Below are 25010 nucleotides of genomic sequence, written 5' to 3' on the forward strand. Positions count from 1 at the left end.
CGCTCTCTCCTCTCAGGGGACGGCGGCGTCCTGCCCCAAACAACCGTGAGCGTCACGATAGTATCACCGGTGCCCGGGCTTGACTTGCGCGGAATGCTTTGGATAGCGCGGTCGGGATGATTGACGCCGCCGGCGCGCGGTGATGGGGTGCCCCTGGTTCGGAGCGGGTAACGAGATCAGAATGACCAGCGAGTCGCAGCTGCGCGAGAAGCTTCGGAAGATCGAGGCCTTGTTCGCAGGTGCCGGAACTGCTGGTGAGCGCCTTGCGGCGGAAGCCGCGCTGCAGCGGGTGCGAGCTAGGGTCGAGGAACTCGCTCGCCATGATCCACCGATCGAACAGCAATTCTCGCTTCCCGACCAATGGTCTCGGCATCTTTTTCTGGCGCTTTGCCGCCGATATGGGCTGCGGCCGTTTCGTTATCACCGGCAGCGACGCAACACGGTGATGGTCCGTGCATCACGAGGCTTCGTCGATCGAGTCCTGCTGCCGGAGTTCACCGAGCTGGAGGGTGCGCTGCAAGTGTATCTGCACGAGGTGACGCTGCGCGTGATCCGCGAAGAGATCTACGACGACGCCAGCGATGCGCAGGAAGTTCCTGACGCCTTGCCGTCGAACTGATCAAGCGGCGAGCTTTGCCTCCGAACCGTCGCGTTCGGCCTTCCAATTCCACGGCAGCAGCGTGTTCAGCTGATTGATCTTGGTGCGTCCAGAGACGATGCGCTCGAGAACATCGGTCAGATAGTGCCGCGGGTCGATGTCTTGCAGCTTTGCCGAGTTGATGAGCGAGGCGAGAATGGCCCATGTCTCGGCGCCGCCTTCATTGCCGGCGAACAAGTAGTTCTTCTTTCCCAGGCCTATCGGCTTGATGCTGCGCTCGACCGTATTGCTGTCTATTTCGATGCGTCCGTCATCGATGAAGCGCGTCAGGCCGTCCCAATGGTTGAGGGTGTAGCGGATGGCTTTGCCCAGACCGGACTTCTTCGAGACTTCCAGCAGTCGCGCTTCGAGCCAGGGTTTGAAGTCCTCGATCAGCGGCTTGGTGTTGGTTTGCCGCACCGCAGCCCGATGCGCCGCTGGCAGACCGCGGATGCGATCCTCAATGGCGTAGAACATCGCGATCCGTTGCAGCGCTTCCGCGGCAATCGGCGACTTCGTCGCGACGTGAACGTCCCAGAACTTCCGCCGCGCATGCGCAAAGCAGAACGCGAGCTGCACCAGATGGCCGCCGTTCTTGATCAGGCCCTTGTAGGCGGCATAGCCGTCGACCTGCAGGATGCCGTGGTAGTCCCCGAACAGCTGCTTGGCGCGGATCGCCTTGCGATCCTCGGCAAACATGTAGACCACCGCCGGCGGCGCCGGGCCACCCCACGGACGGTCATCGGTGGCGATCGCCCAGAACTGGCAGACTTTGGTCCGGCCACGGCCGGGATCGAGAACTGGCAGCGGCGTCTCGTCGGCAAACAGCCGCGGGTAGGACATCACTGTGTCGCGCAACAACGTGTGAAGCGGCTTCAGCCACCAGGCGGCGCGGCCCATCCACGAGGCCAGCGTTTGCCGGTCGAGCGTGATGCCTTGGGCGGCAAACATCTGTTCCTGGCGATACAGCGGCAGCTGGTACCCGTATTTCATCACCGCGATGTGGGCCAGCAACGCTTCCGTCACCATCCCACCGTCGATCGCCTGGGCCGGCGCGGGTGCCTGCAGGACACCCTGGCGGCATCCCCGGCAGCCGTACCGCGGGCGCACAATGCGCTTGACCCGGTACTGCATCGGAATGACGTCGAAGGCTTCCTTGACGGTCTCCCCGATCTTGTGCAGCTGCTCGCCGCAGCAGGGGCAGATCTGGCTCTCCATATCGATCACGACATCGATGCGCGGCAAATGCTCCGGAAGCTTCCCACGGTTGCGTCGCGCCGGTCGCTTTCCACGGTCCTCCGCTCCGTCGGGCAGCCTGCCTCCGGTCACGTCGTCGTTGGCGGCGGCACGAACCGCCTGTGCCGTGATGGTGAAGAGAGACAGCTGTCCGAGATCCAGTGTCTCGGAGCGGGGACCGAAGATCGTGCGCTTGTACTGGGACAGGATCATCAGGAGCTTGTCGTTCTCCTGGATCGCAGCGTCGCGTTGGGCGATTGCCGCATCACGCTCGGCCGAAAGCGAGCTGCATTCCGCCGACAACGCCGCAAGCCGTGACGATAGCACTATCACGGTTTGACGGAGCAATGCTGGATCGAAAGGCAAATCACTCATGCAGAGTGATTCTACAACAACTCCGCATGAGTGACGAACGACTCTTAATAAGGATCAACCAGCTCGTAGTAGCTGATCCACAACTCGCATCGGCAGACGCTTCCAGTCCGAGCCATCGAGCAGCACCGAGAGCTGAGCATGAGATAGCGGCATGACGCCTCCCTTGATCGGCGGCCAGGTGAACTGTCCCTCGATTCTTTTGTAGTAAAGGACAAGGCCGCTCCCATCCCAGGTCAGGATCTTCACGCGATCTCGGCGCTTGGAGCGGAAGACATAAAGTCCGCCGTCGAACGGATCGGCTCCAAAGGCCTCGCTCACCAGCATCGCCAATGAGTCCATGCCGCGGCGGAAATCGACCGGCTGCGTCGCAATCCAGATCGACAACCCAGATCGAAGCCCGATCATCGACCAATCGCCCCGACTGCCGCCAGCACCTCGCACAGTGCCCGCCGGTCGATTGTCCCCCTGACACGGATCCGAACCGCGCCGACCTCGATCTCGATCGCCGCCTGCTCCCCACTCGGCAATTTGCTCCCGCAGCCGATGATCGCGGCCGGCACAAAGCCAGGTAGCATGCCTCTGTCCCCGCGCTCCGCGACTTGCGCCTGCGTTGCCTGGCGACGCCAGAGAAACAACAGGCTTGGACTGATATCGTGCCGCCGCGCCACCGCGGACACGCTCGCCCCCGGCGCAAAACTCTCCGCAACAATCGCCGCCTTCGCGTCGGTCGACCAGCGCCGACGCCGGCCCGTCCCCGTGATGATCTCGATGCGCTGCAGCGTGTCGGCGCCGTCTTCAAGGATAGACGTATGCCTATCCTTATCGCTATCCTTACGACTATCCTTACGACTATCCTTGGACATTGTGACCCCGCGACAAACCATTCCGCGAGATATTCTTAGCCGACCAGATCAGCCCTCAGTGCGTGGTCCCTGGATGACGCTCACAAACAACCGGCATCTCATTGCCTGCATCGAACTGCTCGCTTGCGATCTGCTCGATCTCCGCTCGATGCTTCTAAAACGTGCCCGCTATGTCCTCTGGGTCGGTGCCATCGGCGACCGCGCGATGGCGCCTTTGATCACGCCAAGCTGGCATTCTTCTGCGTGCGGCTTCGGAAGCCTATGACACCACGCGCAATCGCGCCAAGAAGCACAAGATCAGTTATCCCGAACGCGTCTGGCCCACGCCGGAGGAGCTGAAAGCTGGCTCCAAACTGCTCGAAGCGGTGATTGGCCCCCGCACGTCACCCATCATCAACAAATGGAGTGCCCACCTGTGCACCGCTAACGTTGTCTTAACGATTCGAACCGGTCGGAAGGGGAGCAAGGGCTAGATTGCCTGCATCGCGACGGGACTTACCGGACAAATTGAAACGACCTAATTTTGGAAGTTTAAGTCGATGAACCGGTTATTGACCGGCAAGGAAGCCGCCGCAAGGCTCGGCATCACCGCCGATCAGCTTGCGGCGCTGGTTCACGATGGCGAGATTTCTTTCATCAACATGGGGCGCGGATCGAAACGGCCTCGGAGACGATACACTGAAGCGGACCTTGACGATTTGATCGAGCGGCGACGGAGGCGGGAAGCATGTCCATCTGGAAGCCCAAAAACTCGACCTTCTATCGATACGACTTCTGGCTTGGGGGTCATCGGTTTCACGGCCCTACGGAATGCACAACTCGCAAAGAAGCGAAAGCCGTCGAAGCCCTGAAGCGAGAGGACGCCAAGAAGCTCGCGAAGGCGATGAAGCGCTCGCGCACGTCGCTGCTGATCGACGACGTTGCCGCGCGACTATGGACTGATCGCGCCCAGTACGATGCCGATCCCGATGCAACCTCGACCAACCTCGCACGGCTTGTGAGCTATTTCGGCAAGGTGACGCCGCTCACCGACATCGACCACACTAAGGCTAAGCAACTAGTGGCATGGCGGCGCAGTCATCGCGTCACGCGGCGCGGCAAGCTGACCAAGGAGCAAAAGGACGCCTTGCCGCTGGTCACGAATTCGACGGTCAACCGCTCGACCATCGCGGTCCTGCGGCGGCTGTTCTCGTTCGCTAAGGACGAAGGCGCGCAGTTCGAGAACGAGCCGAAGTGGGCGGAGCTGTTCCTGCCTGAGCCGGAGGAGCGGGTGCGGGAGCTGCAGGACGGCGAGGCGGCGGCATTCGATGAAGCCATGCGCGCCGACTATGGCCCGTTCTTCGAACTTGTCCGGGCAAGCGGCCTGCGCTTCAAGGAATGCGTGACGCTGCGCTGGTCCGAGGTGAACTTCGGCACCAAGCAGATTGTGCGTACCGGCAAGGGGGGCAGGCGCGGTGTTCCCAATCACCGACACTATCCGGGACATCCTGCTCCCGCTGGAGGGCCAGCACCCCGAGTTCGTGTTCACCTACGTCGCGAAGTACGGCCACAAGCGGCTGGAGCGGGTGAGGGGTCAACGCTACCCGATGACCTACAACGGCACCAAGGCGGCCTGGCAGCTACGGGCGCGGGCGGGAGTGCAGGATTTCCGCTTCCACGATTTCCGTCATGACTTCGGCACCAAGGTGCTGCGCGAGACCGGCAACCTCAAGCTCGCGCAAAAGGCATTGAACCATCGCGACATCAAGAGCACGCTGCGCTATGCCCATGTGCTTGACGAGGATGTGGCTGACGCTGTCGAACGCGTAGCAAAGTCCCAAAAAAAGTCCCAATCCAAGCTCCGCGAAGTGGGATAACGCGCTGACCTAACAATCGAAATCGGAAACAGCGTCAAACCTTCCAGATCCAGGATGGGCTGTGCTCGTTGTGATCGCCGCGGCGAGTAGGTTCCTGGGGCTCAAGTTGTTGACCGGCTAGGCGTCCCGCAGCTGCTGCTCTCTTGAAGGTTCTTGCATCTTCAACGCGGCGTGCAGGCGAGCCTTTTCCAGCCGTTGCCTGACTCCGCTAAGGCAACTAGCCAGCTTTGCAAAGTTCGTAATGTCTAGATAACCAGAAACAAACTCATCGAGTTCTTCCTGCTGCGCCGCGATGCTCGCAAGTTGTCTGCGAGCGCTGTCGGTTAGCGACAGATTGACAATTCGTGCATCGCTCGCGCAGCGCTTACGTCGCACAAATCGCTTATCCTCAAGCTGTTTCGAATGCCTCGTAATGAAGGCCGACTCAACTTTCATCAACTTTGCAACCACGTTGACCGGAACTCCGCCGTCCTGTTCCAAGTCGATCAGCGCCATCAAGATCATCATTTGTGGTGCAGCGATGCCCAGCGCATGGGCCTGGAAATAGCGAAGGTCGTCCAGACACAGGTTAATGGCTCTGATCTCCCACGTGAATCGCCTGAGTACATCCTGACTCGCGACAGGGCTCTTCTCGAGCCGTCTTTTCAATCCTGGCAGCTTGGACGGCATCAGATTTCAGGGCGCCTCTATCTTAAAACTATTCCGGGCCGAGCAGAGCGCAGTTGCCGGGGACAACATATGCGCCGAGTTCGAAGCGTCGAATCTCGGGTCAATAAGCAATCCCACCAACTCGCTTCCGTGCCAACCCTCTTTGCAGACACGTCCGGTGCCGAAGCTGCCTAGGTGCAAAGCAGCTTCACACACTCATCCCGGTGAAATCACTCAAAAAACCATTTCCATATGCAGAATTCTGGCTTCATGAACCGCTTTTGTACCCGATTACAGCGTGTAACGCCCTGAACATCGCGCGTCCGCTCCAAAAGCCACACTGCTCCGCCGCGCGATTGGACGGCGAGAATTTTTAGGGTGTCGAGAGCTGCTCACTGAATCACTAGAACAACGCGTACAGCGCAGGATCAACCTGTCGGAGCCGGCTCCACGCTGCTTCGAAAGCAGGGCCGGAGGTCGACAATGGCTCCTTATTCCACGATAAGTCACACCCTGAATCGAAAGACAAGTAATCGCAAGTAAGTTCTTCACCAGGTTGTACGTCACGGGCTGTGAAATAACGCGCCTTTAGCCAAACAAGTCGCGGAGAAAAGTCCAACACCGCCAAACTGGTCTGGCTTCAAAATGGTTTCAAAATCAACACCGAAGAAATCTCCCAAAGTAACCAACACCCAGCAAGCTAACTGACGTGAGCTGCGAAATCTCCTGCACGAACTGGTAGGGGATCCGCGCCTTCACCACAATTTGGAGTTCCTCGCGTTTCGTTTCGGCTGCATGCTCCGGGTCGCCTTCCGCGGCACCGCGATCGTGGTGATGCTGGAAAGGGGCTGCAGGTCGGTGGGATTCCGGGTAAAGATCCGCGCCGATTAAAGAGGCGAGCGGTCGTGTCCTGTAGACTCTCAGCGCGGCGCTGGGCTTTCTCGCGGTAAGAGCATCGGCCGAATGCGTCAACGCCCATTCCTCCCTGTGCCTCGCCAGAAAGACACACATTATAGCGACGACGGCCCCCTGAGGGGGGCGGCAGTCACCTCCGAGTTTTCTGCACTATCACCTCGCCGCAAGCAGCCCGCAGCGTGATCCCCCCTCTTCGCAAACAAAAGGGGCCATCGCTGTTCGGCTCAACAAGGAGCCGCTAAACGATGGCGCCCGCAAGTTCATGGGGCCGGCTGCGCTCATCCGCACCGCACAGAACCTCACTAAGCTCGCAAGTGTCGCTGAAGCAAGCTAGCGTCCATCAACGAATCCGCTACCTGAGCTATCTGGACTGGCCACTCACGTAGCGACTGTCCCTGGTGTCTACATCTGTGGATGGTGGATGAGCCGAACGTCGTTCGGTCCGCCCGGCCCCAAGAGAGCCGTGTAACGCTCGCCGCGAATGTCGTATTGCTTCATCGGCTCCGCTGCGTCCGGCAAGAGGCCCCAGCGGGCGAGCTTTGAGATCATTGTGATTGGGGCGGCTTGGGTCCCGTGCGAAAAGCCCTCAGGAACGGCGAATGATGCGGCGTAAATCTCGCGGGCCGCGAGCGGCGTCGTCTCAGCTCTGGCGGACGCCGGAGCGGCTTGCTCCACCGTCTGCGCAAGCAGTGCTGGCGAGAGCCGATTCGCCGGCTGTGCGCTCGGCTGCGAAACGCTTTCCGGTCGAGATCCGAAATGAATGGTTGCGCCTGATAGATTGAGTGGAGAGCCGCCCCTCATTGCCGCCGCGGGTACGAACAGCGCCGTGAAGCGATCGTTATGAACTATGAAAGGAGCCGGTGGGCTGTCCTGGCTCGGCGGGATGCTGCTACCCTCATGCGCAGCTGACGTGCGCTGGTCTTCCTGCCGCGCGTTGACGGAACGAACGGCCGCTTCTGAATCCAAGGCGTGGTCATGAGGGGCGGTTGCCTCGAGAGACGACGATGAGCCGGCGTTTCCCAGCATCGCCCACAGCAGATCCTGATCGTACTCTTCCGCAGGAAGGATCAACGGCCCGCTGGCCCGAAACGGTGTGCCGGCGTCTTCAATCAGCTCGCGAGCGGCTGAATTGCTAGGGTCGCGGGGCTGGCGCTCAATGGCATCGCCTTCCGTCTGGCTTACTGTCCTCTGCCTCTTCGTAGGCCTCAACTGGCCGGTGTAGTCCTCGTCCATTAGGGCAGCGGCGTCCTCGCGTCCGGTGACCGCGTGTTCGGAATGAGAACCGTCGGCCCTCTGGTGCTCAAGTCCGAAGGCCTCGGCGAGCCTAAGGCCTTCTTCAGACAGATGAGGATAGTAGGGATCAGGAGAAGCCGGATCCTCTGCGACGGCAGAGGTACCAAGCTGAGGCACTTCATCCAAGTACGGCTCAAACTCCGCTTGCTGCTGTTGCGCTTGCGGCATCGCGGCGTTGTAAGCAGAGAACTCTGGGTCGAATGGGTTGATGCTGTTAAATGGGTCCATGTCCCCCTCGCTTCGAATGTGTCGCTCTCTAGTTCTCGCTCTATTAGGACCAGCTGTCGACAAGCTGACGTACTCAGAGAATTCGGTGGGCCTGCCCGATCTCCACACTTTGCTCGAGAGACGCGGCAAGATGCCGGATTGCGCTTCAATTAGCGCGCCTTGCGGCCTTCGCGGGGGCCGGCTGGATCGTGGGCGACCTAAGCCAACACCAGTTCAGACCTTTGCCGGCATAGCAGTTCAGGTTAAGATGGACCGATACGGCTATCTTTTCAAATCGGACGACCACGACACTGCGATGGATATGGAAGCCATAGATTCAAAAAGCAGTGGCGTCAGAGCATTTGGTCAAGATTGTCTCTTTCTACGATGGCACCACTTATTGCGTTCCGGATGAGATTGCCCTTGCTGCGCACACCGATCCGCAATGCAGACCCAAATGAGCGCCGACGTGTTCTTGTAAGCGGGGCCATCGGTGCCAATGCCAAGTCCCCTTACGACGGGTATCCCACGTAATACCAAACCGGACCGTTGGGACGCTACGATCAGGCTGGAAGCGGAAATGGCTTCCGCATTGGTCTTCAGGGCTGGCCAACATCATTCTGTCACGGTCAAGCTGAGGCATGTGGTGGTGCCTCCGCAAAACCCTGCTGACCCTTCTCCTGCTTGTGCATGCGGGATTGTTCTTTGGCAAAATCATTATTGTGGTGTTGGGCAGCGGAGGCTGCGCCCGTGCTCTCGGCACAGCCACCAACTGGGAAATGTTCTATCCGGCGTACGGAGGGAGAATGGACCAATAGTAGGCCGGATCGGCCGTTCTTTTTTGCGGTTCAACCAAGGACGGCATGGTCCCTGTCTTCGGGCCGATGGGCGCAGGCAAAGGAACAGGCATGGTTATAATCAACCTCTGTCCTACAAGGGCTCGGTCGTCTGCACGGACATCAAGGGCGAAAACCGCGCTTTCACGGAGCGCCAGCGACAGAAGATGGGTAGGGTGCGTGCGCTCGACACCCTGAAACCCCGCTGCTCGGACAAATTCAATCCGCTCGGACATGGTGCGAACCGGCACCTGGCATGGGCGGCATGACGCCGAAGCGCCGGCGAAGCTGATGGCTGCTCGACCCACGGAAATCCTGAGGCTTCCGGGCAAGCGCTCCATCGTGCTGTACCGCTCCGACATACTGCGATTTGCGTTGCTGGCCAGGAAGGTCAACCGCCTAACGTTTCGCACCGTACGCGGGTGATCAAATCGGACTCAAGGCGCGATCAGGCTGTGGCTTCTCAGATTGTGCGAGGGATGCTGGTTGGCTGCAGGCCACGATAAAAGGATCGCCTGATCCTCTGTCTTACCGGCAGAAGCGATTTCGCGTTTTGGCGGCGTCGCAAGTGCAAGCTGAGCGGTGCTCAACCCAAGGTTTGCGAAAGCACAACTGAAGATTCTCTGATTCGGTCCGATCGGGAGCCGTTGCGACCAAGCCGAGAGTGTGTCGACATGCAGTGGTTTAGTTTTCGTTGAGCGGTTTTCATCATGCGAATTTGTGGGCTTCTGCTTTGCGCGGCAGCTATTGCCCTTTTCGTCGGGGGCTGCGGGGCTTACGTCCCGAAGATGCAGGAGTGGCACGAGCCTCCTGAAACCCAGAAAATTACAGAGAATCGTATCATCAACCACATCAAGTGCGAGCTGCACAAGGGAGTGGATGATGCGATCCGGAAATACTATGGGGCGGGTCAACGGAGCGGCAACAAGGCTGATTGGATCAAACACTGGCTGGCAACAGTTACTCTAAAGTTGACTGTTGATGAGAAGGGCAGCGCGAACCCAGGCCTGTCGCGGGTGCGAACTCTTTCCGATACGAGGTCATTCACGCTCGGCGCTGGAGGGAATGCCTCTTCAGAAGCGACAAGAATAGAAACGATCTCCTTCACTTACCCGCTCAGGGAGCTGCGCTCAGCTCGGCCGGTTGTAAATCCGTGCGAGAAGGCAGGAGAGTTACTGATCGAGGGAGATCTCAAGATTGGCCAGTTCCTGGATAAGAAGATCTTCTTATCGACCGTGCCAGGAACAATCATTGGTCCTTACCGCGCATTCAGCTACGAGGTGACCTTCGTGGTTGTTTATGGTAGTTCGGTTACGCCAACGTGGAAGCTGGTGGAGTTTAAGGCCAACCCGGACTCTCCATTCTTGAACGCTACGCGCACACGTACTCACGAGGTGACCATCACCATCGCGCCGCCTGGGGACGCCGCCGCCGAAGCCGCCGCAATCCACAACGCCGCACTGATCGGACAAGCCGCCGCGGCAGCCATTCGCAAAGGAGGGCCGTAAATGGCAGACGCCGTAGGGATTCCGCAGACGGTCGAGGAAGCGCATCAGCTGGGTTACGCAACGGAGCGGAAGACGCCTGAAGAGGCGCAAGCAATAATGAGGGCGAGAGCCATCGCCGGTATCCTGCGCGAGGGCCCGCACCGGGATTGCAGCACCCTTCCTCCGGACCATAAATGCTGGGAGGGAGACTGTGACCCCTCCGGATGGAAAGAGGTTTTGTTCTGCGACGGGACGCAGGGCTGCACAATTTATGCGAAGGTGCGCTGCCGTTAGATGGCCCCGCGGCTAGCAAACATACGGGGGAAAGATTGACTGCGAAGCACTTCTTCAATTTGGCGAGCCGCTCTAGCGATCCTGGCCGCCGGTTTGTGGTTCTTGTCTGCGAAGGTGAATTCAGGAAACAAGTTTGCCGGAGTCAAAGGGACGATTGGGATGAGGGAAGAGGCTGAAAAGCTCAACGCGCTGGGAGCTGCCTATAACCTGCAGAGCACCTTCAATGCCTTGGCTGCTAGTGCAGCTGGTGCTTCGGCTCTTTGTCAGACGGTTGTTGTATTTTTGGACTGGTAGGAGCGCGGAGGTCGTGGCGAAACGCCTGAAATTCTCCAACTCGAGTTGCCCGAGATTCGGTGTTTTCGAATGGCAGATGGCGTAGGGCGCGCCTGTAATGTCGCGGAAAGCATAAGACTATAGTAGTTGTTTGCGATGCGGTAGGTGGTGGGAAGCAAATAATATCCGGCACTTAGATGGAAAGCTCTGGTTTTTTTATCGACTCTCTTGAACCGCTTCTTTCGCCTTCCAACATGATGAGAGCGAGCAACTCTACTGCTCGCATGGAGGATCTGATGCGCAGCTCTCGTCCGTCGGCACCGGTCATCGTCAGGGCAAACTCGACGCTCTGCGGCGGTTAAGGATGCAAAAGGCTTCTCGGGCGTTTTGCGCCCGAGAAGTTCTTTGGGGTGGGAGCATGGGTAAGTCGCGCAAGGCACGAGCTGGCAAAGAGCTTGTATTACCTCCGAGATTTCTGCTCGCAAAAAGCTATTGGAAGCGGGCTCGCGACGCGGTGCGGCCGCTGGCGCCTGATCTGGCGCGTCAGGGCCTGAAAGCAGCGCTAGGCTTTGTCGTGGCAGCTGTCGTCGTCGGCTTTATTCGTGACCCGTTCGAGCAAAACGTCATCCCTTGGCTCATACGGCTGATGAGTCTTGAGCAGGCGCTGTACATCTACACTGATCCTTCTGATGGTCCTGCTGATCAATACGAATTCCTAGTGCCCCGGCACGTTCTGGCCTCTGGAAGGATGATCCAGGATCGAGACGTTGCCGAGCGTACCAACAGAAAAGGGAATCCCCGGAACTTCAAAGTGAAGGGCTCCCGTTCCGGAGATCTTTTGATGTTCACGTACATTTCGAGTACTGACAAGCTAGGGATGGGCGCATTTGTTGGGCAGCGGCTCGAAACGGATAACGACGACATCTTCATTGGAAACCTTACTGGGTGGGGCCACGGCAAGAATGGGCACTGCACGATCGTCTCGTACTGGGCGGTAATCGGCCCTGCCGAGGAGAAACAAAGGTTTGGCGATCTGCTCAAAAACTCCGTAGGAGGTGCTTCACCAGCAAAGGCAACCACTTCTGATGCATCTCTGAAATGCAGCGAACCTAAAGGATGATCCCGAAATTAGTCCAACAAAAGTGCCCCGCATCGTTTCCAATGCGGGCAAGTAGCTCTGCACCTTGCGGGTCATCAGCTCTCAACGGACTTCAACCATTCCAAGGCTTGAGGATGGTCTCCCTTGCCACGCCAGCGCGCCTCGCCGCTGCTCCGGGAAGAATCGCACAGAGCCACGTCGGTGTCCTCAGGCTCCTGACATGATCAGCCGCTGGCTTCCTTACGCACGCGGATGACGCGCCGTCCGCCGCCGGGTAGGCCGATCAGATCGACGTTGAAGCTCTTGCCGTCGTCATGCGCGCGCTCGATACCACTGCACGACTGCAACGAGCCCGTGGTGCAGGAACAGCTGGCGTCGCTGCGCTGGCGCTGCTGCCGTTGAGCCGGCTCTGGGCGGGAAAACGCCACGGGCAGGCGCACCTTCGCCTTTGGCTGGATCATCAGCAGCAATCGGACGCTTGTGGCGCATGCCTCAAGAACTGAGCTGCCCAGCCCGAGCGGCCACTCGCCAGAATCGGATTCTGGCCGCGCGCAGCGACCCTGAGAAACGACAGGGCAGCGACTGTTTGGAATTCTGCAAGATGCCCTCGTAGAGCGAAGATTCTCGCCGTTATGCCGCCCGTTCTTCCCGATTTTGCAGAGAAACAACTTGGCCTTTCGACTAGAAGGGGGCGTCCAACGAGGAGATTGCATATGAAGGTCGGGGTGCCTAAGGAAATCAAGACGCACGAATACCGCGTGGGTCTAACCCCTGGCGCCGTCCGAGAATATGTAGCTGCCGGTCACAGTGTACTGGTCGAGACCAATGCGGGTGCCGGCATTGGCGCGAGCGATGACAATTATCGCAACGCCGGCGCATCGATTGTCGGCTCAGCTCGTGAGGTCTTCGCATCCAGCGAGATGATCGTAAAGGTGAAGGAGCCGCAACCCTCCGAATGGACTGAGCTGCGAGAGGAGCAGATCCTTTTCACCTACCTGCATCTGGCGCCAGACCCGGAACAGGCGAAGGGACTCCTCGAATCTGGATGCACCGCCATCGCCTATGAGACGGTGACGGATGCGCAGGGCGGGCTTCCGCTGCTTGCGCCGATGAGCGAAGTTGCGGGAAGGCTTGCGGTCGAAGCGGCAGGCAGTGCCCTGATGCGCTATACCGGCGGGCGGGGGCTGTTGATTGGCGGCGTTCCTGGCGTGCAGCCGGCTCGCATCGTCGTGATCGGAGGCGGCGTCGTTGGGACCCATGCAGCCCGAATAGCCGCCGGCCTGGGTGCCGAGGTCACGATCCTCGACCGCTCGATCCCGCGCCTTCGCGAGCTGGATGAACTGTTCGAAGGCCGCGTCCGTACCAGATTCTCGACCATAGACGCCGTCGAAGAGGAAGTCTTTGCAGCAGACGTTGTCATCGGCGCGGTCCTCGTTCCCGGTGCAAGCGCGCCGAAACTCGTCAGCCGCAGCATGCTGACCTCAATGCGCAAGGGCTCCGTCATCGTTGACGTCGCCATCGATCAAGGGGGCTGCTTCGAAACATCGCGCCCCACCACGCACGCGGATCCAACTTACGAGGTTGATGGCGTAATTCACTATTGCGTCGCCAATATGCCCGGAGCCGTCCCGCTCACGTCGAGCCAAGCACTGAACAATGCCACACTGCCGTTCGGGTTGGCGCTGGCCAATAAGGGTTTCGCGGCGGTCCTCGAAAATCCGCATCTGCGCGCTGGCCTCAATATCTATCGCGGCCGGCTCACTTACAAGACTGTAGCCGAGAGCCTTGGCCTGCCATTCTCCCCGATCGAACAGGCTGCGGCCTGATCCCAGAAGTCCCTATGGGACGTTTCCTCCCTCACTTAAGGGCCGCTCCTTGGAGTGGCCCTTTTTTTGAGGACGCGAAGAATATGCGGCTTGCAACCTTGCTCAGCCGAAGCCGAGAATTCGTGTTTGTTGGCTTGGCCCCTTTTAAAGCGTGATTGAATCTACGTGAAGCATCCCCCGGGCTCTTCCTCAGAACCTGCGCAGATGATCAGGGCGTAGGTGCATCAGAACGAGAAGATCCGAAGCAGACGCATCCAGACCAAGCGCCTCGTCGCGGGTGTCACGGCTCGATACGTTCCGACCAGACCGATACCGTCTTCGATTTATCCAGATACTTCTCGTAATTGTCGTCGATCCGTTCCTTGCCGGCGACGGCGAGTTCAGCCTCGCAGACCGCACGATCGGTCTACGCTCAATATAGTCCCGCGGGCCACAGGAGAGGTCGTTTCGGTGATTCGATGCGTGCGATAGCTCACGATCGACTTCAACTTCGAAGCAAACACATATTCCACGTCGCGTTCGAATCGTTCATAGTCAACTGCGCTGACCTCAAGGCTTCAATGTCGCAAAAACAAACCGGACAACAGCCATCTTGAACTCGAGCTCCTCAGCACCGCGGCTCTAACATTTATAGACGTCCTTATCAGACCAGGTGACAGGCCACGAACCGGCCGGGCGCAACCTCCTTCAAAGGCGGTCTTTCCGCGCATACAGGTTTGGCCAACGGACAGCGACCTCTCAGCCTGCATCCAGGCGCGATATCGATAGGGCTTGGAATTTCGCCCGACAAAGCGAAATCGTCACGCTTTGCGTCGGGATCCGGAACTGGAACGGCCGCTAGCAAAGCGCGCGAGTAGGGATGCAAGGGCTTTGCAAACAGATCCTTGGTGCCCGACATCTCCACTATGCTGCCGAGATACATCACCGCAACGCGGCTCGCCAGGTACTTCACAGTGGCCAGATCGTGTGAAATGAACAGGTAAGACAACCCGAGTTGCTCGCGCAGTTTCTCCAACAGGAGAATTGCCCGCGAGCGTAGCGATACGTCCAGTGCGGAGGTTGGCTCGTCAAGAACAACGAAGCGGGGATTCGTTGCAATCGCCCTGGCTATATTGACGCGCTGGCGTTGACCGCCCGAAAGCTCGTGCGGATACCGGTCCAACAGATCGCGGCCGAGCCCCACCTCCTGCATGAGCTCCTCGACGCGGTCGCGCCGCTCCTTCGCCGGAAGCTTGGTATGCAGCGTGAGCGCCTCCTCCACCATCCGTCTCACCGATAGTCTAGGATTGAGCGAGGCAGTAGGATCCTGAAACACCATCTGGATATCGCGGCGCAAAGGCTTCATGGCATGGGCATCAAGCCTCGCTATGTCCGTGCCATCATAGCGGACGGATCCCGCCGTCGGCTCGACTAGCCGAACCAAGCAACGCGCGACGGTCGATTTTCCGCAGCCGGATTCGCCAACCAATCCAACCGTCTCGCCGGCTTCTATATCGAAGGAGACTGAATCGACCGCCCGCACGACAGGCTGTTCCTGACCGCGCAGGCGCGCGAGAGTGCCGGCCACCCCGCCGAGCGGAAAATGCATCTGCAGATCACGTATCTCAACAAGTGCCACGGCGTTCCTCGAATCCATAACATGCTACAACATGGCCGGGGCCGGCCTCGATCATCGTAGGGCGTGCGACACGACAGCGATCCATCACCCACTCACAGCGTCCTGCGTAACGGCACCCGCTCGGCGGGTTGACCAGGGACGGAACCGACCCTGGTATGGGCTCTAGAACGACGTCTCGATCGACCCTCGGTATCGATCGGACGAGCGCCTTCGTGTAGGGATGGGCCGGATTATGAAACAGCTCCCGCACGGGCGCGCATTCAACCACCTGGCCGGCATGCATAACGGCGACGCGATCGCAGATCTCAGCAACGACGCCAAGATCGTGCGTGACGAGCATGATCGCCGCACCTGTTTTCGCGCTCAATTCGCGCAGCAGATCAAGAATCTTGGCCGCGATCGAAACGTCGAGCCCGGTCGTTGGCTCGTCCGCGAGCAGGAGCTGAGGGGAGGTTGCAAGCGCCATAGCGATCATGATCCGCTGACACATTCCTCCCGAGAGCTGATGCGGGTATTGCTTGGCTCTCTTTTCGGGCGCCGGAATGCGGACAAGGCGCAGCATCTCCAGCATTTTCTTGTCGGCCTCTCGTGGCGACAAGCCGGCGTGGACCATCAGCAAGCGTGAAATCTGCTTTCCAACAGTCAGGAGCGGGTTGAGCGCGGTTCGCGGCGTCTGCGATACCATCGCGATCTTTGCGCCGCGCATGCGCCGCATCTCTTCCTCAGAAAGCCTGCCAAGGTCTACGCCGTCAAAGTGAACGCTGCCGGAGACACGCCCTGGCGGACGGATCAGGCGCAGAATGGCAAAAGACGTGACCGACTTTCCCGACCCGGACTCGCCAACCAGCCCGAGAACCTCGCCCCGACGGATCGTCAGGTTGATGTGGTCGACTGCTTCGATAGCGCCCTGGTTGATCTCAAAATGCACGGTCAAATCAGAGATCTCAAGCAGCTCGGTCATCTCAAACCCCTCATGCGCGGGTCCAGCAAATCACGCAATCCGTCGCCGATAAGGTTGAATGCGAGAACGGAGGTCATGATCGCAAGGCCAGGAAACAGGAACAGCCACCATTCTCCGGTAACGATCTGTGAGGCACCTTCCGCGGTCATCACGCCCCATTCGCTCTGTGGCGGCTGAATTCCAAGTCCAATGAAGGATAGCGAGGCCATCGTCAGAAGGGCAAAACCCGTCGAAAGCGTGGCCTGCACAATCAGCGGCGGAAGACAGTTCGGCAGCAGGTGAATCAACACGATCCTCCAGGTCGGATTGCCGAGCGTGCGAGCAGCATCGGCATATTCCATCTCGCGGAGCCGAAGCATCTCTCCACGGGTCAGCCGTAGGTAGGCCGGGATTTGCGTGATCGAGATAGCAATTGCGACATTGGTGGTGGAATTGCCAAGCCCCGCCGTAATGCCCATAGCCAGTACAAAGGCCGGGAAGGCCATCAGAGCATCGACGATGCGCATCGCGATCGTATCAGTCCACCCCCGGCTGTAGCCGACGACCGCTCCAAGCAACCCTCCGATCGAAACGGCAACAAACGTTGCCGCAAAGGCAACCAGGAGGTCGACACGTGCGGCAAAAATGATCCGCGAGAGTTGATCGCGGCCGAACTCGTCAGTGCCGAGCGCATGATGCCAGGAAGGCGGCTGCAAAGAGGCTGCGGGGTCGGTGGCGTCGGGCGCGTAGGGCGCCACGATCGGCGCCGATATCGCCGCCGCCGCGATCAGCACGATCACGCACAGTGCGGCAAAGGAGACGGGATTGCGCTGAAGCCGCTGCCACACCAGTGATGAAGCCGCTGGTTGCGAAATCGAAGAGGAGATAGACAATGATGAGGACATCAGCTGAACCTAATCCGGGGATCAACGAGACCGTACGCAATATCGACCGCCAAATTGACCGTGACACACGTCACTGCGACGAAGAGGATGAAAGACTGGATCGGAGCCGAGTCCTTCGTAAGCAATGCGGTCACCGCGTAATTGCCGATACCAGGCCATGAGAACACGCTTTCGACGACCGCATTCCCGGCCATTAGAAATCCAAAAACAATTCCGGAAATCGTGATGACGGGTATCAGCGCATTTCGCAGCGCGTCCCGATAGATCACCGTTCTTCGCGGCAATCCGGCCGCCCACGCCGCCTTGATGTAATCGGACTCGAGGATCTCAAGCATGGTGGATCGCACCATGCGCGCAACTGGCGCGATTGCGCTAAGCCCGAGGGTCGCTGTAGGCAGCATGAGCTGATTCAGACTTGATCGTAAGGTGGTCCAGTTGCCGGTAAGCAGGGAGTCGATCACATAAAGCCCTGTTATATGTGCGGGAGGTTCTATGCCGGATCCCAGGCGACCCAGCGGTGAGGGGGCCAGGTTGAGCATGTAGAAGAAGACGTAAACGAACAGGAGCCCGGTCAGAAAACTCGGCATTGCGACACCCATGATGCCGACCACGCGTCCGATATGGTCGATCAATGTGTCGCGATGCACCGCAGAAAGGACCCCAAGCGGCAGTCCGATCACGATCGCGATGAGAAGGCTCGCAAGATTGAGCTCGAGAGTGGCGGGCAGGCGCTGAAGAAAGTCCTGCGAAACCGGCCGTCCCGTCGAGGCACTCTCACCAAGATCACCTTTGAAGATGCCGGATACGTAGCGGTAGTATTGCTCCGGGAACGGGCGATCCAGGCCCATTTGGTGCTCCATTTCAGCGAGATGTTCGGGCGTGGCGAACGGGCCCGCCTTGACCATGGCCGGATTGCCAGGGAGCAGGTAGGTGAGAGTGAAGCAGATCACGCTAACGCCGAACAAGGTCGGCAGAGCCAGCGCAAACCGTCGCATGACATAATTGAAGAAACCCATTGAAGCGCTCTCTCTATTGAGACGAAGACGACGTGCTCAGGCGAGCTTCATGCTGAAAAAGCGCTCATAACTATCCCAACGCTTCTCAATACCAATGAGGTCGGATCGCATGACGCGGGTCCAGTTCTCGTACCAGAGATGCCCCCAGACGGCGTCGCCGATAATGATCTCCTGCAGGCGTTTTGCCGCGGCAAGACGCTTGCTGGTGTCGGTTTCATGCATGTTCTCATCGATCAGCTTGTCGACTTCCGGATTGGAATAGAATGAGGTGTTGGTGCCTTTCGCTGTGCTGTGGAAGTTGAAGAACAGGTGATAGAAGGGATCGTTGATCCACGACTGCCAAGACTCGATCGAAAGCTGGTGATCGCCCTTGGTTGCGATCTGGCGGAAGGTGGCTTCGGTTTCCTTGACGATGTTCACCTTGAAGCCGATCTTCTCCAGCTCAGTCTGAAGCCAGACCGAGGCCTGCTCGTGCGGCTGCCATCCAGCGCGTACCGCAAGATCGATCGGAATAGGCTCATTGCCGAAGCCCGCTTCGCGCATCAACTCCTTGGCCTTTGCGATGTTGTACTTGTAGGGGCTGATCGTGCTGTCGTAACCGGGTGTCAAACTCGGCACAGGGCTCTTCATCTCGGTGCCAAAACCATACAGCACGCTCGGTATGATGGCTTGCACCGGGATGGCGTAGTTGATGGCCTGGCGCACTTTGACATTGTTAAGCGGCGCCTTCTGCGTGTTCATGCAAAGCCAGTGACACAGGGTGTCCGGCACGGAGACGGTCTTCAAACCTGGCTCCGCCTCGAGACTCTTCACATTGCGCGGAGATAGCGTTGATCTGCCGACCACCATGTCGATGGCCTTGCGCTTGAGCAGCAGCACGCGGTCAGCTTCGTTCGGCACATATTTGAGGACGACCCGATCGAAATAGGGGCGACCACGCCAGTGATCGGCCTGCGCTTCCAACACGACCTCGACGCCTGGCTGGTTCTTCACCAGCTGGTACGGCCCGAGACCGGCTGTGTTTCGCTTCAACCAGTTGGCGGCCCAGGGATCATCGGCGGTCGCATTCGCCTTGACCTCTTCCGGATCAAGCAGCGCGTTGTTCATAAGCGCCATCATGTCCAGCGCCATCGGGCTTGGCGAGGGCATGTTGATTTCGATCGTGAAGTTGTCGCGCACCTTGAATTGCTCGGGCTTGGTTACCCCGAGAAGGCGCGGAAACAGGAGGCGCATATAACCGGGCGACTGCAGCCCGCGGTCGAGGAGATACTTCAGGGTCGTGGCGTTGACGTCGCGGCCGCTCGGTAATTTCAAGCCTTTGCGGATGTTCAGCACCAGCGTGGCGTCGCCATTTTCAAAGGACCAGGACTGGGCGATGCCACCCTCGATCTCGCCAGGCTTTGCTTGCGACACCCCCGGCTTTCCTTCGACCGGCTGCACCTTCCACATCAGCGGGCTGTCGTAAACGTTGGCCTGCACGGTGTAGCCGGCCGACGTCTTGAAGGATGCCGGATCGAGCGTGTCGATATCGGCATCCCAGGCGACTGTCAGGGTTCGCTTTTCCTGAGCGGCAGCCAAGCGAGCTGTGCTCGTGAATGTAAGGGCCGCGACGCTCGTTGCGGCAAACTTCAAGAAATCCCGACGGCGTGTATCGCTTGTCATCTCATTCCCCTCCTGACCTTACGCGAAGATTTGCCGGTCATCCGGTGCGCGATGGCTTGCATTATTGTCATCGTTCTGTTATTGTCAACTCAGTTTCAATATACGAAACTAGGTGATTAAAAAGTGGGCTCGATAGAAAACGCAGCGCAAATCCTTAGACTTTTCGGGCCGGGCAGGCTCGAAGTCTCGGTGACAGATGTCTCGCAGCTTTTGAATATGCCTAAAAGTTCGGCATCTCGGCTGCTGAAGACGATGCTGCTTGAGGGGCTGCTGTCGCGCTCGGAAAATCCGCCGCGCTATAAGGTTGGAAATCTGCTTTTCGAGATTTCGCGCCTCTACAAGCTGAACTCTTCCCTGATTGACGCCGTCGATGAGGCCGTAAAGGAGATCACTCGAGAGACCGGGCACACCGGTTATGTCTCGATCCTTGATGGTGCGGATGTTCTGGTCATCCGCATGCATCAGGGCTCCCACGCCTTGCGTGTCTTCACGCCGCTGGGTCAGCGTGCTCCTGCCTTTGCGACTGCGATTGGACGCAGTCTGCTCTCGCGCTTTCCGGATAGTGTGGTGCGCTCGCTTCATGCTGAAGGTGTCACTCCGCCTTCGCCGCGCGCGCCTCAAAATGTCGACGAGCTGGTGGCGGCGCTGGATCGGCCGCGCCGGTTCGGCTGGGCCGAGGCCCTCGATGAGGCGATCCCCGGGGTCGGCTCAATCTCAGTGAGCGTCTCCGATCCAGAAATCCGCGAGACCGTGGGGTTCTGTATTTCTTATCCAGCCTCGCACATGAGCGATGAGGAGAGGAATCGCGCGATCACGCTGCTTACAACTGCCGCTCAGCGCATAGCGCACCGCTTCGGCGATCAGTTTCTCTTGCAGCGGGCGCAGCGCGCGCTTGACGGAGGCGGCGGTCCGGTTGCTGCTTGATCGGTTTTTTATCGCCGCAATCGATGCGGCTTGGAGGATATAGATGAGGCAATTGAGTCCAGAGGATATCGAGGCGCTCTCGGTCGGTGCCTGGATTCTCGGAACAGGCGGGGGCGGGAGTCCGTATCACGCGCTCTTGAATTTGCGACGTTTCTACGATGCGGGCGTTCGCGTCGATCTGATCGATCCCGACGAGCTGGACGATGATGATGCGATCGCGGTTGTCTCCATCATGGGCGCGCCGCTTGTCTTCCAGGAACGTCTGGTCGACAGCACGCTAATCGCTCGCGCCGTTTCGGCCATGGAGGAGCATCTTGGCCGCAAGTTCAGGGCGGTGATGGCGGTCGAGATCGGCGGCGGCAATGGCATGCAGTCCTTGCTTGCTGCCGTTCACCTGAAAATTCCAGTTGTCGACGCCGATGCGATGGGCCGGGCCTATCCCGAAGCGCAAATGACAAGCTTTGCAGTGGGCAATCTCGCTCCTTATCCGCTGACCTCAGTAGACCCGCGCGGTAATGAGGCCATCGTTGGCAAAACCTCCTCCTGGAAATGGATGGAGCGCGTGAGCCGAAAGCTTTGCACTGAGTTCGGATCCATCGTTGCGACCTGCAAGGCGCCGCGCACCGGTGCTGAGGTGAAAAAGTGGGCCATTCCCCATACCACATCCAAGGCCATTAATCTCGGACGGGCGGTTGCTGAGGCCAACCGGCAACACGCCGACCCGATTGCGGCCATTCTGAAGGCGGAATCCGGCAAGTTCCTGTTCTCCGGCAAGGTCGTTGAAGTCGAGCGGCGGACAACGGAGGGCTTCCTGCGCGGCCGCACATTCGTGGAGGGGCTTGGCGATGACCACGGCAGCCGGATCCGGATCGACTTCCAGAATGAGTGGATCGTCGTGTGGCGTGATGGGCAGGCGCTCGTCTCGACGCCGGACCTTATTTGCGTTCTCGACAGCGAATCCGGGGAAGCGATCGGAACGGAAACCATTCGTTACGGGCAGCGGACGACGGTGATCGCGCTGCCGGCGGCTCCAGTCTTCCTCTCGCCGCGCGGACTCGACCATGTCGGCCCCCGCGCCTTTGGTTATGACATCGATTTCAAGTCGGTATTCTGCTCATGAGACGCATTGGGATTGACGTAGGTGGCACCAATACGGATGCCGTGCTGATCGACGGCGGAAAGGTCGTGCAGGGCGTGAAGGTCGCGACCACGGCCGACGTCACCAGTGGTGTGGCTGCGGCCATCGAGGCACTCGATCTGAGTGCCGAGCATGGGAGCGGTCTCGACGCGCTGATGATCGGCACGACCCACTTCATCAATGCGGTCGTTCAGCGCCGTGATCTGACAAAAGTGGCGGTGATCCGGGTCGCGCTCCCCGCCACGAGCTCCTTGCCGCCCTTCACCGATTGGCCGGCTGGCCTCGCTGAGCTCGCCAATGGCGGGGTCTTTCAAATCGAAGGCGGCCATGACTACGACGGGCGCAGGTTCGCCCCTCTGGATACTGCCGGAGCCAGAAGAATTGCGCGCGAAATACGCAATCTCGGCCTCAAATACGTCGTGGTCAACGCACTGTTCTCTCCGCTTGATCCGTCCGACGAAGAAGCGGTCGCCGCCATCCTGCGCGAAGAAATCCCCGATGTGTCGGTGACCTGCGCACATTTGCTCGGCGGGATCGGATTGCTCGAACGTGAGAACGCGGCAATTCTCAATGCATCTCTCATTGCGCTTGCGCGGGAGACCATCACGGCCTTTGAGCATGCCAAGTCAAAAGTCGGGCTGAACGCGCCGCTTTTTGTCACGCAAAACGACGGCACGGTCGCGGAGGCCTCGCGTGCCGCTACCTACCCGGTGTTCAGCTTTGCTTCCGGTGCGACCAACTCAATGCGCGGTGCGGCCTATCTTTCGGGGCTCAAGGATGCGGTGGTGGTCGACGTCGGCGGCACGACGGCGGACTTTGGCTACTTGAGAAATGGCTTTCCCCGTGAAGCCAACGCGGTCGTTCATATTGGAGGCGTCAGGACCCTGTTCCGTATGCCGGATCTCGTTTCGATCGGACTAGGTGGCGGCAGCCATATCGACCTTGAAGCGGCAACCATCGGGCCGCTTAGCGTTGGGTATCGCCTGTCCACGGAAGCGCTGGTGTTTGGCGGCAATAGCGTGACGGCGACGGACATCGGCGTTGCCGCCGGGCTGATCGAACTCGGCGATCGCAAGCGTGTGGCACACATCGCTGCCGATGACGTGAAAAGGATTCTGCGCCGCTGCAAGCAGATGCTGGAAGAGAACGTCGACCGGATGAAGACAAGCGCTTCAGACATCACGCTGATTGCTGTCGGTGGCGGCGCGTTTCTTGTTCCGGAAGAATTGCAGGGCGTCGGGCGTGTCGTTCGGGTTCAGCATGGTGGTTGCGCGAATGCTGTTGGCGCAGCCATTGCCCAGGTCAGTGGTGAAGTCGACCAGGTGTTTCAGGGCCTGACGCGAGACGAGGCGGTTACTTCAGCACGCAAGCTTGCCGAATCCCGGGCAGTGGAGGCCGGCGCGGATTCAGAATCGCTCGCGCTGGTCGAGGCGGAGGATACGCCGATCGCCTATCTGCCCGGAAATGCCATGCGCGTGCGTGTCAAAGTGGTCGGCAATATTCGATCAACCCGAATGGGGCAAACAGCCAAGGAGAAAGTCACATGCCAGTCCGTTTCCTGATTAGCACGCTCAAGGAAGGGGTCGACCCGGCGGAATATGAGGCTTGGGTGCGCGAGCGCGACTACGCTCTCGTGCGTAGCCTCGACAATTACTTGAGCTACAAGGTTCATCGCATTCGCCGCCCCATCCAGGGCGCCGAAAACTCAACGTGGCAATATATCGAAAGGATCGAAGTCAAGAGCCTGGAGCAACACGACAAGGACCTTGCCTCACCGGCTGGTGTTGCACTGCGAGAAGAGCTTTATGGCAAGTTTCTCGATCGCTCGAAGAACATCTATTTCGTCAGCGACGAGATAGAATGATCCCTTCTTCGCGTTGAGCTCTGCCTGATCCAAGACGTAAGCGCAAACAGGACACCAACAAGATGACCCTCGACCTGCTGATTCTCGGCAACGCGCCCATGGTCAAGATGCTTGATCGCGTCAAGCTCGCCGAAGCGAGCGGATACGACACGGTCTGGCTTGCCGATGAACGGTTCTATCGGGAGGTCTATTCGTGCCTGGGATATTTCGCGCAAAATACGTCTCGGGTCAGGCTCGGACCTTGCGTGACAGATCCCTACGCCAGACATCCTGCACTGACGGCCATGGCGATTGCGACACTCGACGAGATTTCCAACAAGCGCGCAATTCTCGGCCTCGGCGCCGGTATTTCCGGCTTCGCTGAGCTTGGCATCGATCGGAAGAAGCCGGCGCGCGCTATCAGCGAAGCGATCGAGGTGATCCGGATGCTCCTGCGTGGCGAGACCGTCACCTACGAGGGAGAGGTCATTCAGTTCAAGGAGGGCAAGCTGAACTTCACTCCTGTTCGCGCTGATATCCCAATCTATGTGGCCAGCAACGGTCCGCTCGGCCAACGGACGGCAGGCGCTTGCGCCGACGCTGCGTTCATGGAGGCAGGCGGCAATGCTCCGGAAGTCAAGGCGTTCCGTGCGAGACTGGATGATGGAGCGAAGAAGGCAGGTCGCGATGCCAAGTCCGTCAGGCTGATCGTCCGCCTCAACGCCTGTGTTGCCCCAGACGGTCAGGCCGCCCGCGACGCGCTGCGGCCGACGGTTGCAAGATTGCTCGGTGCGGGGCGTCTCAAATTCGAAACGGCCGAAGAGCAGGGGCTGACCTTGCGGGAGGATATACTCGCCTCGGTTCAGGGCGCCCATTACGCCGCTGGCGTGACGCCTTATCTTCCTCTGCTGCCATATGTGACCGATCGCCATATCAATGCCTTCACTCTGGCCGGCAATGTCGAGGAGGTGACCGCGCGCGTGATCGAGCTGCGCCAGGCCGGCGTCGACGGGATCATCATCATGCCCTTCGCGCCTGAAGGAGGTACGATCGAGGAGACGATCGCGACGATGGGCTCCCAAGTCTGGCCTGCTGTTGCCCAGGCGAAGGGAGGGTAGC

The 25010-nt window shown here is 59.2% G+C and carries 26 protein-coding genes; 14 read left to right on the top strand and 12 right to left on the bottom strand.

Translation table 11 applies throughout. The features are described 5' to 3' along the window. Positions 1-229: 229 nt before the first annotated feature. Positions 230-619, top strand: a complete 390-nt coding sequence (locus P6U28_RS38255) for a hypothetical protein (protein WP_407120961.1) — start codon at positions 230-232, stop codon at positions 617-619. Here the strand turns inward: P6U28_RS38255 and tnpC are convergent, their stop codons facing one another. The 3 genes from tnpC to tnpA are packed head-to-tail and all read right to left on the bottom strand — an operon-like array spanning position 620 to position 3111. After that, positions 620-2248 carry an IS66 family transposase gene (tnpC, locus tag P6U28_RS38260; RefSeq protein ID WP_164937306.1) on the bottom strand — a complete coding sequence of 543 codons (1629 nt, stop codon included), beginning with the start codon at positions 2246-2248 and terminating at the stop codon, positions 620-622. Between the two features lie 54 nt (positions 2249-2302). After that, complete coding sequence (tnpB, locus tag P6U28_RS38265) at positions 2303-2653, bottom strand: IS66 family insertion sequence element accessory protein TnpB (protein WP_407120963.1); 351 nt, start codon at positions 2651-2653, stop codon at positions 2303-2305. Then, positions 2650-3111: an IS66-like element accessory protein TnpA gene (tnpA, locus tag P6U28_RS38270; protein WP_407120965.1), complete on the bottom strand. Its 462-nt coding sequence runs from the start codon at positions 3109-3111 to the stop codon at positions 2650-2652. The genes tnpB and tnpA overlap by 4 nt, the downstream gene beginning before the upstream one ends. On the opposite strand from tnpA, the gene P6U28_RS38275 reads away from it, so the two are divergent. Next, entirely contained in the window at positions 3104-3376 is a 273-nt protein-coding gene (locus P6U28_RS38275; RefSeq protein WP_407120967.1) for a hypothetical protein, read from the top strand. The genes tnpA and P6U28_RS38275 overlap by 8 nt on opposite strands. Positions 3377-3650: 274 nt before the next feature. Beyond that, positions 3651-3962: a helix-turn-helix domain-containing protein gene (locus P6U28_RS38280; RefSeq protein WP_407120969.1), complete on the top strand. Its 312-nt coding sequence runs from the start codon at positions 3651-3653 to the stop codon at positions 3960-3962. A gap of 206 nt (positions 3963-4168) precedes the next feature. On the opposite strand, the gene P6U28_RS38285 is transcribed toward P6U28_RS38280, so the two are convergent. Beyond that, complete coding sequence (locus P6U28_RS38285) at positions 4169-4579, bottom strand: hypothetical protein (RefSeq protein WP_407120971.1); 411 nt, start codon at positions 4577-4579, stop codon at positions 4169-4171. A gap of 88 nt (positions 4580-4667) precedes the next feature. Here P6U28_RS38285 and P6U28_RS38290 point away from each other — a divergent pair, with 88 nt between their 5' ends. Continuing rightward, the gene (locus P6U28_RS38290) at positions 4668-4967 is read left to right on the top strand and encodes a tyrosine-type recombinase/integrase (RefSeq protein ID WP_407123158.1); all 300 of its coding nucleotides are present in this window, start codon (positions 4668-4670) and stop codon (positions 4965-4967) included. A 117-nt stretch (positions 4968-5084) separates the two neighbouring features. Here P6U28_RS38290 and P6U28_RS38295 read toward each other — a convergent pair whose 3' ends face one another. Continuing rightward, positions 5085-5636 (bottom strand): MarR family transcriptional regulator, encoded by a 552-nt coding sequence (locus tag P6U28_RS38295; protein ID WP_407120973.1) that lies wholly within the window; start codon positions 5634-5636, stop codon positions 5085-5087. 1296 nt (positions 5637-6932) lie between these two features. Then, on the bottom strand, positions 6933-8051 hold the full coding sequence (locus P6U28_RS38300) for a hypothetical protein (RefSeq protein WP_407120975.1): 1119 nt from the start codon (positions 8049-8051) through the stop codon (positions 6933-6935). A gap of 559 nt (positions 8052-8610) precedes the next feature. Here P6U28_RS38300 and P6U28_RS38305 point away from each other — a divergent pair. From P6U28_RS38305 to P6U28_RS38320, 4 genes are all read left to right on the top strand, one after another. Next, positions 8611-9135, top strand: a complete 525-nt coding sequence (locus P6U28_RS38305) for a type IV secretory system conjugative DNA transfer family protein (RefSeq protein ID WP_407120977.1) — start codon at positions 8611-8613, stop codon at positions 9133-9135. Between the two features lie 519 nt (positions 9136-9654). Next, the gene (locus tag P6U28_RS38310) at positions 9655-10374 is read left to right on the top strand and encodes a hypothetical protein (protein ID WP_407120979.1); all 720 of its coding nucleotides are present in this window, start codon (positions 9655-9657) and stop codon (positions 10372-10374) included. Between the two features lie 375 nt (positions 10375-10749). After that, on the top strand, positions 10750-10941 hold the full coding sequence (locus P6U28_RS38315; RefSeq protein WP_129143691.1) for a hypothetical protein: 192 nt from the start codon (positions 10750-10752) through the stop codon (positions 10939-10941). A gap of 397 nt (positions 10942-11338) precedes the next feature. Then, a complete protein-coding gene (locus P6U28_RS38320; RefSeq protein WP_407120981.1) occupies positions 11339-12040 on the top strand; it encodes a hypothetical protein in 702 nt (233 codons plus the stop codon). Between the two features lie 203 nt (positions 12041-12243). Here the strand turns inward: P6U28_RS38320 and P6U28_RS38325 are convergent, their stop codons facing one another. Then, entirely contained in the window at positions 12244-12489 is a 246-nt protein-coding gene (locus P6U28_RS38325; protein WP_407120983.1) for a hypothetical protein, read from the bottom strand. Between the two features lie 243 nt (positions 12490-12732). On the opposite strand from P6U28_RS38325, the gene ald reads away from it, so the two are divergent. Then, entirely contained in the window at positions 12733-13845 is a 1113-nt protein-coding gene (gene ald / locus P6U28_RS38330; RefSeq protein ID WP_407120985.1) for an alanine dehydrogenase, read from the top strand. A 643-nt stretch (positions 13846-14488) separates the two neighbouring features. Here the strand turns inward: ald and P6U28_RS38335 are convergent. The 5 genes from P6U28_RS38335 to P6U28_RS38355 are packed head-to-tail and all read right to left on the bottom strand — an operon-like array spanning position 14489 to position 19986. Beyond that, positions 14489-15463 carry an ABC transporter ATP-binding protein gene (locus P6U28_RS38335; RefSeq protein WP_407120987.1) on the bottom strand — a complete coding sequence of 325 codons (975 nt, stop codon included), beginning with the start codon at positions 15461-15463 and terminating at the stop codon, positions 14489-14491. After that, positions 15450-16424 carry an ABC transporter ATP-binding protein gene (locus P6U28_RS38340; RefSeq protein ID WP_129146041.1) on the bottom strand — a complete coding sequence of 325 codons (975 nt, stop codon included), beginning with the start codon at positions 16422-16424 and terminating at the stop codon, positions 15450-15452. The genes P6U28_RS38335 and P6U28_RS38340 overlap by 14 nt, the downstream gene beginning before the upstream one ends. Continuing rightward, positions 16421-17308 (bottom strand): ABC transporter permease, encoded by an 888-nt coding sequence (locus P6U28_RS38345; protein ID WP_407120989.1) that lies wholly within the window; start codon positions 17306-17308, stop codon positions 16421-16423. Before P6U28_RS38345 ends, P6U28_RS38340 begins: the two co-directional genes overlap by 4 nt. Then, complete coding sequence (locus P6U28_RS38350) at positions 17308-18324, bottom strand: ABC transporter permease (RefSeq protein ID WP_407120991.1); 1017 nt, start codon at positions 18322-18324, stop codon at positions 17308-17310. The genes P6U28_RS38345 and P6U28_RS38350 overlap by 1 nt, the downstream gene beginning before the upstream one ends. A gap of 36 nt (positions 18325-18360) precedes the next feature. Continuing rightward, positions 18361-19986 (bottom strand): ABC transporter substrate-binding protein, encoded by a 1626-nt coding sequence (locus P6U28_RS38355; protein WP_407120993.1) that lies wholly within the window; start codon positions 19984-19986, stop codon positions 18361-18363. 123 nt (positions 19987-20109) lie between these two features. On the opposite strand from P6U28_RS38355, the gene P6U28_RS38360 reads away from it, so the two are divergent. From P6U28_RS38360 to P6U28_RS38380, 5 genes are all read left to right on the top strand, one after another. Beyond that, positions 20110-20910, top strand: coding sequence for an IclR family transcriptional regulator (locus tag P6U28_RS38360; RefSeq protein ID WP_407120995.1), 801 nt, complete (start codon positions 20110-20112; stop codon positions 20908-20910). Positions 20911-20953: 43 nt separating this feature from the next. Next, positions 20954-22030: a DUF917 domain-containing protein gene (locus tag P6U28_RS38365; RefSeq protein ID WP_407120997.1), complete on the top strand. Its 1077-nt coding sequence runs from the start codon at positions 20954-20956 to the stop codon at positions 22028-22030. Then, positions 22027-23610, top strand: coding sequence for a hydantoinase/oxoprolinase N-terminal domain-containing protein (locus P6U28_RS38370; protein WP_407120999.1), 1584 nt, complete (start codon positions 22027-22029; stop codon positions 23608-23610). The genes P6U28_RS38365 and P6U28_RS38370 overlap by 4 nt, the downstream gene beginning before the upstream one ends. Then, positions 23592-23912 carry a hypothetical protein gene (locus P6U28_RS38375; RefSeq protein ID WP_407121001.1) on the top strand — a complete coding sequence of 107 codons (321 nt, stop codon included), beginning with the start codon at positions 23592-23594 and terminating at the stop codon, positions 23910-23912. Before P6U28_RS38370 ends, P6U28_RS38375 begins: the two co-directional genes overlap by 19 nt. 62 nt (positions 23913-23974) lie before the next feature. Continuing rightward, positions 23975-25009 carry an LLM class flavin-dependent oxidoreductase gene (locus P6U28_RS38380; protein ID WP_407121003.1) on the top strand — a complete coding sequence of 345 codons (1035 nt, stop codon included), beginning with the start codon at positions 23975-23977 and terminating at the stop codon, positions 25007-25009. Position 25010 lies beyond the last annotated feature (1 nt).

This window comes from Bradyrhizobium sp. STM 3561 (genome assembly GCF_045571455.1).
Classification (GTDB): domain Bacteria; phylum Pseudomonadota; class Alphaproteobacteria; order Rhizobiales; family Xanthobacteraceae; genus Bradyrhizobium; species Bradyrhizobium vignae.

Excerpts from the sequence above, each read along its gene's own strand:
- P6U28_RS38300 (WP_407120975.1), bottom strand. The coding sequence starts at position 8,051 with ATGGACCCATTTAACAGCATCAACCCATTCGACCCAGAGTTCTCTGCT.
- tnpC (WP_164937306.1), bottom strand. The coding sequence starts at position 2,248 with ATGAGTGATTTGCCTTTCGATCCAGCATTGCTCCGTCAAACCGTGATA.
- P6U28_RS38350 (WP_407120991.1), bottom strand. The coding sequence starts at position 18,324 with ATGGGTTTCTTCAATTATGTCATGCGACGGTTTGCGCTGGCTCTGCCG.
- P6U28_RS38365 (WP_407120997.1), top strand. The coding sequence starts at position 20,954 with ATGAGGCAATTGAGTCCAGAGGATATCGAGGCGCTCTCGGTCGGTGCC.
- P6U28_RS38380 (WP_407121003.1), top strand. The coding sequence starts at position 23,975 with ATGACCCTCGACCTGCTGATTCTCGGCAACGCGCCCATGGTCAAGATG.
- P6U28_RS38295 (WP_407120973.1), bottom strand. The coding sequence starts at position 5,636 with ATGCCGTCCAAGCTGCCAGGATTGAAAAGACGGCTCGAGAAGAGCCCT.
- P6U28_RS38280 (WP_407120969.1), top strand. The coding sequence starts at position 3,651 with ATGAACCGGTTATTGACCGGCAAGGAAGCCGCCGCAAGGCTCGGCATC.
- ald (WP_407120985.1), top strand. The coding sequence starts at position 12,733 with ATGAAGGTCGGGGTGCCTAAGGAAATCAAGACGCACGAATACCGCGTG.
- P6U28_RS38345 (WP_407120989.1), bottom strand. The coding sequence starts at position 17,308 with ATGTCCTCATCATTGTCTATCTCCTCTTCGATTTCGCAACCAGCGGCT.
- P6U28_RS38370 (WP_407120999.1), top strand. The coding sequence starts at position 22,027 with ATGAGACGCATTGGGATTGACGTAGGTGGCACCAATACGGATGCCGTG.
- P6U28_RS38375 (WP_407121001.1), top strand. The coding sequence starts at position 23,592 with ATGCCAGTCCGTTTCCTGATTAGCACGCTCAAGGAAGGGGTCGACCCG.
- tnpB (WP_407120963.1), bottom strand. The coding sequence starts at position 2,653 with ATGATCGGGCTTCGATCTGGGTTGTCGATCTGGATTGCGACGCAGCCG.
- P6U28_RS38320 (WP_407120981.1), top strand. The coding sequence starts at position 11,339 with ATGGGTAAGTCGCGCAAGGCACGAGCTGGCAAAGAGCTTGTATTACCT.
- P6U28_RS38305 (WP_407120977.1), top strand. The coding sequence starts at position 8,611 with ATGGCTTCCGCATTGGTCTTCAGGGCTGGCCAACATCATTCTGTCACG.
- tnpA (WP_407120965.1), bottom strand. The coding sequence starts at position 3,111 with ATGTCCAAGGATAGTCGTAAGGATAGTCGTAAGGATAGCGATAAGGAT.
- P6U28_RS38340 (WP_129146041.1), bottom strand. The coding sequence starts at position 16,424 with ATGACCGAGCTGCTTGAGATCTCTGATTTGACCGTGCATTTTGAGATC.
- P6U28_RS38355 (WP_407120993.1), bottom strand. The coding sequence starts at position 19,986 with ATGACAAGCGATACACGCCGTCGGGATTTCTTGAAGTTTGCCGCAACG.
- P6U28_RS38310 (WP_407120979.1), top strand. The coding sequence starts at position 9,655 with ATGCAGGAGTGGCACGAGCCTCCTGAAACCCAGAAAATTACAGAGAAT.